General features: G+C 71.9%; 15 protein-coding genes and 1 tRNA gene. 4 read left to right on the top strand and 12 right to left on the bottom strand.

The features are described 5' to 3' along the window. Together ABQ292_RS11545 and ABQ292_RS26685 are read right to left on the bottom strand one after the other, a co-directional pair. Positions 1 to 310 (bottom strand): transposase family protein (locus ABQ292_RS11545; RefSeq protein ID WP_369206383.1); only part of this gene is annotated, 310 nt, incomplete at its 3' end. A 6-nt stretch (positions 311 to 316) separates the two neighbouring features. Continuing rightward, positions 317 to 361 (bottom strand): hypothetical protein, encoded by a 45-nt coding sequence (locus ABQ292_RS26685; RefSeq protein WP_438940585.1) that lies wholly within the window; start codon positions 359 to 361, stop codon positions 317 to 319. Between the two features lie 356 nt (positions 362 to 717). Between ABQ292_RS26685 and ABQ292_RS11540 the strand changes: the two genes are divergently transcribed. Further along, the gene (locus ABQ292_RS11540) at positions 718 to 936 is read left to right on the top strand and encodes a hypothetical protein (RefSeq protein WP_369206381.1); all 219 of its coding nucleotides are present in this window, start codon (positions 718 to 720) and stop codon (positions 934 to 936) included. A 22-nt stretch (positions 937 to 958) separates the two neighbouring features. Here the strand turns inward: ABQ292_RS11540 and ABQ292_RS11535 are convergent, their stop codons facing one another. From ABQ292_RS11535 to ABQ292_RS11525, 3 genes are all read right to left on the bottom strand, one after another. Then, entirely contained in the window at positions 959 to 1,912 is a 954-nt protein-coding gene (locus ABQ292_RS11535) for an IS481 family transposase (protein WP_369206379.1), read from the bottom strand. Between the two features lie 164 nt (positions 1,913 to 2,076). After that, the gene (locus tag ABQ292_RS11530) at positions 2,077 to 2,472 is read right to left on the bottom strand and encodes a DUF6188 family protein (protein ID WP_369206377.1); all 396 of its coding nucleotides are present in this window, start codon (positions 2,470 to 2,472) and stop codon (positions 2,077 to 2,079) included. A 128-nt stretch (positions 2,473 to 2,600) separates the two neighbouring features. After that, a complete protein-coding gene (locus tag ABQ292_RS11525; RefSeq protein WP_369206375.1) occupies positions 2,601 to 2,990 on the bottom strand; it encodes a hypothetical protein in 390 nt (129 codons plus the stop codon). 296 nt (positions 2,991 to 3,286) lie between these two features. On the opposite strand from ABQ292_RS11525, the gene ABQ292_RS11520 reads away from it, so the two are divergent. Continuing rightward, positions 3,287 to 4,336 carry an SDR family NAD(P)-dependent oxidoreductase gene (locus tag ABQ292_RS11520; RefSeq protein ID WP_369206373.1) on the top strand — a complete coding sequence of 350 codons (1,050 nt, stop codon included), beginning with the start codon at positions 3,287 to 3,289 and terminating at the stop codon, positions 4,334 to 4,336. Positions 4,337 to 4,791: 455 nt separating this feature from the next. On the opposite strand, the gene ABQ292_RS11515 is transcribed toward ABQ292_RS11520, so the two are convergent. Continuing rightward, entirely contained in the window at positions 4,792 to 5,685 is an 894-nt protein-coding gene (locus ABQ292_RS11515; RefSeq protein ID WP_369206371.1) for an alpha/beta fold hydrolase, read from the bottom strand. 39 nt (positions 5,686 to 5,724) lie between these two features. Here ABQ292_RS11515 and ABQ292_RS11510 point away from each other — a divergent pair, with 39 nt between their 5' ends. Continuing rightward, positions 5,725 to 5,916 (top strand): hypothetical protein, encoded by a 192-nt coding sequence (locus tag ABQ292_RS11510; RefSeq protein ID WP_369206369.1) that lies wholly within the window; start codon positions 5,725 to 5,727, stop codon positions 5,914 to 5,916. 133 nt (positions 5,917 to 6,049) lie between these two features. Here ABQ292_RS11510 and ABQ292_RS11505 read toward each other — a convergent pair whose 3' ends face one another. Continuing rightward, on the bottom strand, positions 6,050 to 6,271 hold the full coding sequence (locus ABQ292_RS11505; protein ID WP_369206367.1) for a hypothetical protein: 222 nt from the start codon (positions 6,269 to 6,271) through the stop codon (positions 6,050 to 6,052). 533 nt (positions 6,272 to 6,804) lie between these two features. Next, positions 6,805 to 6,877 (bottom strand) — tRNA-Asn (locus ABQ292_RS11500). A 140-nt stretch (positions 6,878 to 7,017) separates the two neighbouring features. Here ABQ292_RS11500 and ABQ292_RS11495 point away from each other — a divergent pair. Next, entirely contained in the window at positions 7,018 to 7,335 is a 318-nt protein-coding gene (locus ABQ292_RS11495) for a hypothetical protein (protein WP_369206365.1), read from the top strand. 29 nt (positions 7,336 to 7,364) lie between these two features. Here the strand turns inward: ABQ292_RS11495 and ABQ292_RS11490 are convergent, their stop codons facing one another. The 4 genes from ABQ292_RS11490 to ABQ292_RS11475 form a co-directional block, all read right to left on the bottom strand. After that, positions 7,365 to 7,946: a hypothetical protein gene (locus ABQ292_RS11490; RefSeq protein WP_369206363.1), complete on the bottom strand. Its 582-nt coding sequence runs from the start codon at positions 7,944 to 7,946 to the stop codon at positions 7,365 to 7,367. Continuing rightward, the gene (gene dnaG / locus ABQ292_RS11485; RefSeq protein ID WP_369206361.1) at positions 7,943 to 9,823 is read right to left on the bottom strand and encodes a DNA primase; all 1,881 of its coding nucleotides are present in this window, start codon (positions 9,821 to 9,823) and stop codon (positions 7,943 to 7,945) included. Before dnaG ends, ABQ292_RS11490 begins: the two co-directional genes overlap by 4 nt. A gap of 162 nt (positions 9,824 to 9,985) precedes the next feature. Further along, positions 9,986 to 10,498 carry a hypothetical protein gene (locus ABQ292_RS11480; RefSeq protein WP_369206360.1) on the bottom strand — a complete coding sequence of 171 codons (513 nt, stop codon included), beginning with the start codon at positions 10,496 to 10,498 and terminating at the stop codon, positions 9,986 to 9,988. Between the two features lie 13 nt (positions 10,499 to 10,511). Further along, positions 10,512 to 11,117, bottom strand: a complete 606-nt coding sequence (locus ABQ292_RS11475; protein ID WP_369206358.1) for a YdcF family protein — start codon at positions 11,115 to 11,117, stop codon at positions 10,512 to 10,514. Positions 11,118 to 11,152: the final 35 nt, after the last annotated feature.

The following is an 11,152-nucleotide window of genomic DNA, read 5'->3' as shown; positions in this document are numbered from 1 at the left end:
CGTGGATGGAACCCGGACGGCTGTGTCCGCAGAACAGCAGCCGCCCCGCAGGGTCGGTGATCACCAGCGCCTTCACCGTGTTGGCCCGGGCCTTGCCCGAGACGAATCGCTGCCGACCGGCTTTGTGGGCCGCCGGGCGGCGCACCCGGACCTCGGTGGCATCCAGCAGGCCGAACTGCCCGCTGGCACCCAGATGGGCGACCACATCGGCCAGGGTGCGCAGCCGGAGCCCGCCTTCGACGGTGCAGCCGCGTTCGGCCAGCAGCGGGCGCAGCTCTCCGATCGCCCGGGTGATCGTCGACCGGGACACACCGAACTAGCAGGCCAGCACGTCATGGGTGACCCCGTGGCGCAGGTGCACCAGGGTGGCCAGCAGCCGGTCGAGGAACACCAGCCGGTACCGGCACCGGCGCCGACCGCCCGCCGCCGAGGCCGATCGGCCAGCCGCGCGTCCTGACGGGCCTGCCAGCGCGGTCCCAGCTCGGCGACCAGCTCGGCCAGGACGTCTCGAGACAGTCCGGTCACTCGGCGATCGGCGACAGCGGCGGCACGGGGAAGAGTGCTCGACACATCTCCACCCTGCTCGTCCTGCACACAGCACGGTCAAGTCGTCGGGCTAACCGTGCACGAGGTCGTAAGGGACACCACGGCGCGCTTGGTCGGCCTAGCTTGACCATCTGGCGTCTCAGCCACCTGACAGTGAGTAGCGTCCGGTTCGTGGCCGCTCAGAAGGACCCTGCGTGGCTGACGACCTTGCACCTCGTCCTGACTGTCGTGACGGTCGCACTCGCCGTGCCCGCAGCCATGGATGGCAACTGGACCCTCGCGCTCGGCGCATTCGTAACGTTGATCGTCCTGGACTTGTTGACCATCGTCGTAGTGAAGCGAGGGCAGCGACGCCGCCGCTCACGTCAGGGCGCAGGTGATGCGTCCTAGCTGTCGTGACCGAAGAGGTTGTTTACGCGGCGAGTCGGCTGATCGGCGGGTGACCTCCGAGGGCGGAGTGGCTGCGGGCAGTGTTGTAGTGGGTCAGCCAGCCGTCCAGGGCGGCGGTGCGCTTGTCGTTGCAGCTCCAGGCGGTGGCGTAGGCCCATTCGGTCTGCAGGGTGCGGTTGAACCGCTCGGCCTTGCCGTTGGTCCACGGACGGCCGGGCTTGATGAACCGGCGGGCGATGCCCAGCCGGGCACACGCGGCGCTCCAGGCCCGGCCGACGCGGTAGCTCTTGGCGTTATCGGTCAGCACCCGGGCAACGGCCACGCCGCGGGCGGCGAACCAGGCCACCGCACGAGTCAGAAAGCCGGCGCAGGTGCCGGTGCGCTCGTCGGGCAGCACCTCGGCGTAGGCCAGCCGGGTGTGATCGTCGATGGCGACGTGCACGTAGTCCCAGCCGTTGCCGCGCCCGCGCACCTCCTCCGAGCGGCCGTGCACCCGCCAGCCACCACCGTCGGGCACCCGGCCCAGCTTCTTGACGTCGACGTGCAGCAGATCACCGGGCTGCTCGCGCTCGTAGCGGACCTCGCTGTGCCGCCGGCCGCGCAGCAGCTGCCCGGTGAGCCGGTCGACCTCGGCCAGCCGCGGCACTGCGGCCCGGGCGAGCACCGCGCCGATGGTGGAGGCCGCGATGCCCAGGATCGCGGCCAGCCGGACCGGCCCGGCATGGTGCGCGCGCCGTGCGGCGATGATCTCGGCGACTCGCTCGGCCGTGGTCGCACGCGGTATGCGATGCGGCCGCGAGGACCGGTCGGCCAGCCCGGCCTGGCCCTCGGCGCGCCACCGGCGCACCCACTTGTAGACCGTCTGCCGGCTCACGCCCAGTTGCTTGGCCACCTCACCGGGCCGATGCCCGGCCAGGACACGGTCGACGATCAGCCTGCGGGCATAGACGGTCGTGCGGGCGTTAACGTGGGCCACAGAGACCTCCGGTTGGCAACGGCGACGTCAAGCACCGCCACTCCTTCCGGAGGTCTCCTTCGTGATCAAGCCACCACGCCGGATGTCAACAACGTCCCTGGTCGCGACACCTAGCGCGTCGACGCGGAACGGCTGTCTCTGAGCGGCCCACTATGGGACACCTGTTATCGGGCTGCGCTCCAGATGGCCAAGTCGCCGCCCGGCCTGCAGACGACCTTCTCGCCATCACGGCCGTCGTAGGACCACGACTCGTAGTCCGGGTCGCTCCCGCACCAGATGGTCACGCCGCCCATAGTGATCGTCAGCGTCCCGCTGGGGTCTATGTCGGCTGCAGTCACTTCTCCGTTGAGCAGCGGCAGGAGCAGGCCTACCCCGCTGAGGCTGTATGGCTGAACGGGAGCGTCATCGCCGGTTGAGACGCCGATCGTCGACCAGAGGGAGACGGTCGCATGAGAGAAGCGGAGCTGGAGATCGCCCGCGCCTACGCAGAGCTGGTCGAAGAATTGTCCGAGAAGCTCCTGGGCGAGTGCAGTGGCGTGCGCGGCATCGTCCATGGGCATCGTCGGACGCTAGCGCCACGTGCCGGCGGTGTCTCAGAGCGGCCCACCTAGGGACAGCGCCCTAGGCTGACGGTGATCAGGAACGGTGGGGACGTTCGCTGAGGCATCCGCGGCCACCATGGATGCGCTTACAAAGCAGGAGTTGGCTCAGGGCGGGGGTTTGCTGCCGGTGCCACTGGTGCGGAGGCCGCCCCATCCGCCGTGGTGGGCCGCGTGGACGTCGCGATGTGCAGGGCCAGTCCCAGGACGACCAGCACCGCAAGCGCAGGCAGCCGCTCGTCGGTCACGGAGTCGTTCTGCTGCTCGGCTATGACGGTCAACAGGTCCTTCGCCACCCACCCGTTGACCACCTGCTGCTGTGGCGCACCTTCAGTGCGCGCCTCGTTGGGTCCGTAATCGGCCAACGCGCTCGCGATGTCCGAGGATCGATCGCTGGACTCGTCAGGTGCCATCGCGAACCATATGACGACGGCGGCAAGCGCCAGCACGATGGCGCCAACTCGATGGACAAGGGGCACAGTGGCTCCTCATGAACGGGGCGCACTTTCGGCGCCCGATGCGTTACGTGGTCGTTCCGGTTATCGGCCGCCTCGCCCCGCACTCGCGTCGAGGACGCATCAGATCGGTGACCGTGGTCCGACCTCCGCGCGTCCTGGAGTCAGAGACCTCGACGGTCGGGAGCAAGGGCCGAGGAATCGCTCCACACTGAGCCGGGACCGGTGTCCTCAAGCAGCCCACTTGAGGACAGGTCAAGGGGCACTCGAGCGATCCGGCTGGACGCTCCTCAACGGGTCCGCACCTCTTGTAATGTTCAGTGACGCTGTGGCTGCCCACGCCGATCGCGGTCGTTTTCGGGCGCGCACGTGGCTGCGTTCGCTGCGTTGAAGATGTTCTCGAATGGGCGGATACGCAAGGCTGCTCCGCAGGAGCGGCGTTTACGCAGTCGGCGAGCCGGGGGTGCGCCATGCCGCGGGTGGCGATTGTGACCGGTGGAGCTTCCGGAATCGGACGCGCTCTGAGTGCGTCGTTGGTGCGGCGCGGGGATCAGGTCATCATTGCCGACGTCGAGGGCGCCGCCGCGGTCCAGGTCGCGGAGCAACTCACCGCCGTAGGTCCGGGGGCGGCATCTGCGGCGGCTGTAGACGTGCGGGACGCGGAGGCGGTCTCCGCGTTGGTGACAGACACCGCAGCGCGGCATGGCCACCTGGATCTGATGTTCAACAACGCCGGCCTGGGCATCGGCGGACCGGTCGAGGAGCTGACCCCAGCGCACTGGGACCGGGCCATCGACGTCAACCTGCGCGGCGTGGTCCACGGCGTGCACGCCGCCTATCCGGTGATGCTGCGGCAGGGGTCCGGGCACATCATCAATACCGCATCCCTGGCCGGCCTTCTGCCGATTCCCGGGTCGGCGCCGTACGGCACGACGAAGTGGGCGGTGGTCGGGCTGTCGCTGAGCCTGCGCGGCGAGGGCGCACCCCGAGGAGTGCGGGTCAGCGTGGTCTGCCCGGGCGGTGTGGACACCCCGATTCTGGACAAGGGCATGCCGCCCGATCTGCCTCGGGTGCCCACGGCGGAAGCCACCGATACCCGCGCGGTGATCACCAAGCTGAGTGGGGGGCACCTGTACGGCGCCGACGCCCTGGCCGCCGATGTGCTGCGCGGGGTGGACCGCAACCGGGCGATCATCGTCGCGCCCCGGCAGGCGCGGATCATGTGGCGGCTTATGCGCCTGTCCCCAGCGCTGCTGATGCGCCTCGGTGCGGCGATGACCGCCCGCGATTCGGACACCGGGCCGGCCCGCGGAGCAGCAATTCCCGCACCCAGGTCGGGGGCCGTCGCGAGCGAGCGCGCAGCCGGCTGACGGCTCTCGGCCGAGCAGGGCATCTGCGCCGAGGCCCCCTCATCGCCGTGACCCTGAAGCCGCCTTCTGTCCCATAGCGGCCCACTTTGGGCGATTGGGGCGCGCAGGGCCGTAGTCCCCTCCTGGGCGGGATCGACGACTCTTAGCATCGGCCCATGACTCGGAAGCCACTGCGGTGCCGCTTCGGGTTTCACTCCTACGTCCAGCGACATCCGGACGGCGAGCAGCCCTTGAGTGTGGACGACAAAATCTGCCGGAAGTGCGGCAAGCGCACGGGCGCCCCATTCGCGTGGGCGCCGCACGTCTTTCCCGGGTGATGTTCTCAGCGGTGGTGGCGGAGGGGTAAGCGGCCAGAACGTGGCCCTAAAGCCGCCTTCAGGGCCATGTGTTGACGAGGACTATCCCTTCCGGGCGGGTGTCCTGTCGGAGCGCGTTGGACCTTTGCTCGGGGGCGGTCAGGACCGCTCTCCGGCGGGGGTTGGCGGGGGGAAGGCGAGGACGCGGTCGATCACCTGGTCCTCGGCATCCATGACCAGGGTGTGACCGGCATCGGGAATGACCTCGACCCGCCAGCCCGGCACCGCGGCGCGCAGCCGGTCGACGCCGACGGCTTGCAGCGGGCTGCGGCTACCGAAGAGCGCCTGCACCGGCACGTGGACGCCGGCCAGCTCCTGATCGGTGAAGACCACCGTCTGGTTGTCTGGGCGCCGGTACCTCAGCGAGGCGCGCAGCACCGTGAGGAGCTCGTCCTCGGCCAGGGTGGCGTTGGGCAGCCGGCGAGCTGCCCACCGGCGCAGGGGAGCCGGTAGCAGCAGGGCGGCCAGGCCGCTGGGGACCAGCCACAGCCAGAACCGCCACGGCAGTGTTCTCAGCCCGGCCGGCTCGACGAGGGTGATCGCCGCGACCCGGCCGGGGTGGCGCAATTCGTGCTCGACGGCGAGGTAGCCACCCCAGGACGCCCCCACCAGGTGCGCCCGCTGAGCGCCGATGCCGGCGAGCAGCTCCTCGACCCACCCGGCCTGCCCGTCGCGGCTGGTCACCGGCCGGGTCTGCACCGAGTGACCGGGTTCGCCGAAGGGGTCCACCGCGATGACCGAACGGTCAGCGAAGCGCCCCATCCACCGGTGCCAGGCCAGCGCGTTCCAACCGAGCATCGGCAGCAGGACGTACGGATCCTCCCCGTGGGGGCCGGCCCGGTAGATGCGGACGGTGCCCGCGCTGGTCGCGATGTCCTCGGCCTGCACCGGTACCGGCCAGAGCCGTTGCAGGACCCGGTCGTATACCGCCAGGAACCGGGCGCGGGCGCCATCGCTGGAGAACCCAGGGATGCGCGGGGACGACCTGGCCATCCCGTTAGTCTCACGGCGCGCGGCCCCCAGTGTCTGCCCATGACAAGCGAGATCATGGCCGAGACCAGGCTCCTTGCGAGCCGTAACGGCGGCTCGGGCAGCACCTCGAATCCCGTCACCATCATTGTGGGCATTGCAATCGTCATCGTCATCGTCGTGGCCGTTCTGTTCATGAAGGCACGGCGCTGGCTGTCCCTAGAGCCGCCCTCAGAGACACAGTTCAGACGTTAGCGACGGCCGGTGCGGGCGCCCCTAGCTTGCTGCGAGCGATAGGACGCGCCAAGGCTCGACCTCGGGCTGTGGATCTTCGGGTTCGGTGACGGGTGCGCGGCCTACCTGCCGCATCGCAGTCACACCTGCAGGATCAAACGCGCTGCGGGCGGGATTCCACCGTGGCGGTCCAGGTGAACCAGGGCCGGCCGCGCTCGTCGGCGGGGATCTCAGGGCCGGTCACGGTCAGTGTCGACCAGTCTGGCAATCCCGGGTCGCCGGCGTCGAGCACTCGGTGGCGGAGTTCGGCACGCAGTCCCGCGGTCGCCCGCTCGAGGTTGTCATGCGGCAAGGACGTCGACGCCTGGTAGGCCACGGTGCTCATCGTCCCGTGCCGCGGTCCGGCCGGCACGGTTCGGTCACGTGATGTCACACCAGGGGGTCGGCGGGCGTGGCGCGTCCGCGCCGGCGGCTACACCGTGCGAGTGACGGTCTCTATCCGCCTGCTGGACGAGCGCCGATTCGACCCACCGCGGGACGTCGAGGTGGAGAACGACGGCCGGTGGTGGTCCGGGGAGCAGACGGCGTGGCGGCAGTGCGATGACGGGTTCGGCTGGCGCGCCGCGGTCACCTGGCGGCAGCTGCACGACTACGGCTGGGGCCGTCACCTCACGAGTGTGCCGCCGAGCGCGTCCGCCTCAGGGCGCGGTGAGGCGCTCCAACCCCGACGCACCCTTCAGGGATGTCGACCGCCGCGGTGCCGGCACGTCCTCGTCGCCGACCGCTCGCCGATCCCCGCCCGCGGAAGGACGCCCTTGCCCGAAGCGCGCGGTCCGCTCGTTTGTTGGTCGTAAATTGGTCGTGGGGACTAAGCTCACGACCGCGTCAAGCCGCTGACCTGCGGTTTTGCTCCCCCGATTGGACTCGAACCAATAACCCTGCGATTAACAGTCGCATGCTCTGCCAATTGAGCTACGGGGGACGGGCGGGTCGGACCCGCGCGCCCGCCGAGACTACCGCACGGCTCCGGACGTCCCGCGCAGGCTCCCGTCGCGGGGCGCCGCGTCCGGCCGTAGCGTGATCACCCGCTCGGTGTCCGCTCACCAACCCGGAGGTCTCCCCGTGGCCAAGTTCTCCTTCCTCGTCGGCTTCGGTGCCGGCTACGTGCTCGGCGCCAGGGCCGGCCGCGAGCGCTACGAGCAGATCATGCGGATGTGGTCCGATGCCAAGGACAACCCGCAACTGCAGGGCCTGGCCGGCATGGCGCAGGCCCGCGCCGACGACGTGGTCAGCTCGGTGAAGTCGAAGATGGGCCGCGACACGACCCCGGAGCCGAGCGCGTCCGTGCGCACCACCGGCACGACGACGACGCCGCCGGTCACGGCCACCAGCTCCCCCGACGTCACCGCCCTGCCGGTCGACCCGCCACCGATCGCCTGACCGGCCGCGGGGTGGCCGGCCGGGCGACGTCAGTCCGGCCGGTCCCCCGCGACGGCCTCGGCCAGCTTGCGGCGCGCGACCTCGCGCGCCTCGGGGTCGCCGCGGTCGGCGTCGTCGTCGAAGACGACCGTCCACTCGCGTTCGGCCTGACCGGGCACCCGCCGCGCCACCAGGACGACCCCGCCGCCGTTCGGCAGCGGCGTGCGGCGGCTGGCCACCACGGTCTCGTCGACCCGCCGGCGCACCACGGCCGGCAGGTCGCCGGCGTCGGTGAGTGCGTGCCGCTGCTCCGGCTCCCGCGCCTGCACGCCCGGCTCCACCTCGGTCAGCGCGGTCACCGCGAAGCTGCCACCGCCGTCGTTGGTCGCCGTCCACCGGGCCGCGCCGACCTCGTGCCAGCGCAGCAGGGCCACGCCGGCTGCCTCGTCGAGCGCCAGGTCGGCCGGCACCACCCGCAGGCCGCGGCTGGTGGCCACCAGCCAGCCCTGCCCGCGCACCAGCTCACCCCACGCCAGCACGCGCTCGTCGGCGTCGGCCGAGGCCTGGACGACGGCGCGCACCGGCTCGGGCGGACGGGCGAAGCGGCGGCGCAGCAGACCCGCGAGGTTCACGCCAGCCCGCCGATCGCCCGCCGCCGCAGCGAGATGGCCTCCTGCTCGAGCGCCATCAGCCGGGAGAACGCGCGCATGTACTCGTCGCCCTGCTCGACGGGGTTCATCCGCTGCAGCTTCGCCTTGAGCGCGGTGACCTGCCGGACCGTGGCCATCTCCTGCAGCCGGGCCAGCACCGCCGCCACGTAGCCGGCGTCGGCGTCCCCCACCGACCGCAGCGGCTCGACGGCGAGCGCGGTCAGCATCGCCCGGGCGGTCTCCCGGTCGCAGTGCGCGGCCACCTCGTCGAGCCACGCCGGCCCGGTCACCCGCGCGGCCGCCGCTCCCCCGGCCCCGGCCACCGCCGCGGCGACGGCGGCGTAGTCGGGATCGGTGTAGGCCTCGGCCGGCACCGCGTCGAACGACGGTCCCGCGATCTCGGGCACCTGCAGCGCCGCCTTCACCGCCTCGCGCTCGACGGCGAGCGCGGCGTCGTCCGGCGTCCGCCTGGGCACCCGCGGCCGGGAGCGCGACGGCCCGCTGCCCTCCCCGGTGATGCGCCGCACCCGCTCGAGCACCTCGGCCTCGTCGGTGTCGCCGATCAGGCCGGCCAGCCGCCGGGCGTAGGCCGGCCGCAGCGCGTGGTCCTTGACCTGGGCCAGCAGCGGCACGGTCTTGTCGAGCGCGGCGACCCGGCCCTCGACGGTGTCGAGGTCGTACCCGGCCAGGGTGGTGCGCAGGACGAACTCGATCAGCGGCGTCCGGCGGGCCACCAGGTCGCGAACGGCGGCGTCGCCGTGCTCCTGGCGCAGCTCGCAGGGGTCGCGGCCGTCGGGCTCGACGGCGACGAAGGTCTGCGCGACGAAGCGCTGGTCCTCCTTGAACGTCTTCATCGCGGCCGCCTGCCCCGCGGCGTCGCCGTCGAAGGTGTAGACGACCTCCCCGCGGAACTCGTCCTGGTCCATGAGCAGCCGGCGCAGCACGCCGATGTGCTCGGCGCCGAACGCGGTACCGCAGGAGGCGACCGCGGTGGTCACCCCGGCGAGGTGGCAGGCCATGACGTCGGTGTAGCCCTCGACGACGACCGCCTGGTGCCGCTTGGCGATGTCGCGCTTGGCCCGCTCGATGCCGTAGAGGACGGTGCTCTTCTTGTACAGCGGGGTGTCAGGGGTGTTGAGGTACTTCGGGCCCGGGTCGTCGTTCGCGAGCTTGCGGGCACCGAAGCCGATGACGTCGCCGGTGATGTCCCTGATCGGCCACACCAGCCGGCGGTGGAAGCGGTCGATGAGCGTGCCCCGCGAGGACTCCTTGGCCAGCCCGCCCGTCACCAGCTCCTGCTGGGTGTAGCCCCTCGCGCGCAGGTGGCGGGTCAGCCCGTCCCACCCGCCGGGGGCGAACCCGCAGCCGAAGTCGACGGCGACCTGCCGGTCGAAGCCGCGGTCGGCGAGGAACTGCCGCGCCGGCGCGGCCTCGGGGCCCCGCAGTTGCTCGGCGTAGAACTCGGCGGCGGCGGTGTTGGCCGCGACCAGCCGCGCCCGCTGCCCGGCCTGCGTACGGTCGGGCGCTCCGGTGGGCCGGCCGCCGTCGTCCTCGTACTTCAGGTCGATGTTGGCCCGCCCCGCCAGCCGTTCCACCGCCTCGCTGAACGAGAGGTGGTCGATCTGCTGGACGAAGCTGATGACGTCGCCGCCGGCGCCGCAACCGAAGCAGTGGAAGAGGTTGCGCGAGGGCGTGACGTGGAACGACGGCGACTTCTCGTCGTGAAACGGGCACAGCCCCTTGAGGCTGCCACCCCCGGCGCGCTTGAGCTGCAGGTGCTCGCCGACCACCTCGTCGATCCGGCTGCGCTCGCGCACCAGCGCGATGTCCGCTGCCCGGATGCGTCCCCGGCCGGCCATGTGCCCCCTCCGTCGTGCTGCTGCCGGGACGCCGGCGCGCGCCCCGCACCGATCATCCCCCGTCGGGACGGCGGGAGCGGCCACCGTCCCCAGGCCGCTCCGCGGTGGTCGATCGACCGGCTGCAGCCGATCGCCCCCCAGCGGTCGTCCCCGGCCGCGGGCTCAGCTGCCCCCTGCCGCGGCGGCGCCGCCCGCGACCGCGGCCGTCGTCGCGGCCTCGTCGCGCCGGCTCATCACGAGCCCGAGCCACAGCAGGAAGACCTGGTGGTCCAGCGGCAGCGACTCGTCGGCGGTCAGTGTCGGGCGCGGTGACCAGCCGCCCGTCGTCCCGGTCTCGGCGACCACGCGGTCGCCGTCGAGGTACCGGTGACCGCCCTTCCAGCGGGACATGACCTCCGACCGCAGCGTCGTCCCCTCCAGGTCGGCCTCCCAGGTGCCCTTCCAGAACGACGTCTGCCGGGCGCGCAGGCGGGCGGCGTCCTCCGGCTCGCCCGCCCGACGGGCGGTGAGCGTCCCCCTGCTCTCGGCGAGCACCCACTCCCGGTCGCCGACGACGGCCGTGGCCGCCTCCTTCCAGCTCGACGCCCGCAGCGTGGCGACGACGAGGCCGTCGCACAGCACGGGCAGGACGCGTTTCCCCGTGCCGGCCGAGCCGGCCTTGCCCAGTTCGAGCACGGTTCCTCCTCACTCAGCCGATGCCCGGCGCCCCCGCCACGCTCTCGCCGGTCGCCCGGTAGAGCAGGTAGGCCGCCGTCTCCCTCAGGATGTAGCGGAACTGCGTGGTGCGCGTCTGCACCGCCGGGCCCTGCCGGGTCGGGGAGCTCTGGGCCTCCATCCCGGCGTCCTCGGCCATCCGCTCGGCGCGCATGGCGTGCCAGGGGTCGGTGACCAGGACGGCGGTCGACCAGCCGCGCTCGGCGTAGGCCGTCCCCACCGCCCGCATGCTCTCCAGCGTGTCGACGCCCTCGGGCACGGCGAGCAGCGAGTCGGCCGGCATGCCGGCGTCGACGAGGTAGTCGCGGCCGGCCTCGGCCTCGGTGAAGGCGTCACCGGCCGCCTTGCCGCCGACCGTGACGACCACCGGGGCGACGCCGTCCTCCCACAGCGACAGCGCGTGCTCCAGCCGGGCCTCGAAGATCGACGACGGGACGCCGTTGTACTGCGCCGATCCCAGCACCACGATCGCGTCGGACGACGGCCGGGAGTCCCCCCGTGCCGTGTACCAGATGGCGGCCGCGGTGGACGCGACGAGCAGCAGCGCGGCGAGCACGACGGCGCCGAACACGCGTGTCACCAGAGCCCCCAGCCACACCACCCGTCATGGGTACC

The sequence above is a fragment of the Geodermatophilus maliterrae genome, assembly GCF_041018925.1.
Lineage (GTDB): Bacteria > Actinomycetota > Actinomycetes > Mycobacteriales > Geodermatophilaceae > Geodermatophilus > Geodermatophilus maliterrae.
Note: the sequence above shows the minus strand (reverse complement) of the source record. Positions and strands in the feature narration are given on the sequence as shown.

Coding starts and splice junctions, on each gene's coding strand:
- ABQ292_RS11530 (WP_369206377.1), bottom strand. CDS start 2,472: ATGCCCATGGACGATGCCGCGCACGCCACTGCACTCGCCCAGGAGCTT.
- ABQ292_RS11515 (WP_369206371.1), bottom strand. CDS start 5,685: ATGGCCAGGTCGTCCCCGCGCATCCCTGGGTTCTCCAGCGATGGCGCC.
- ABQ292_RS11510 (WP_369206369.1), top strand. CDS start 5,725: ATGACAAGCGAGATCATGGCCGAGACCAGGCTCCTTGCGAGCCGTAAC.
- dnaG (WP_369206361.1), bottom strand. CDS start 9,823: ATGGCCGGCCGGGGACGCATCCGGGCAGCGGACATCGCGCTGGTGCGC.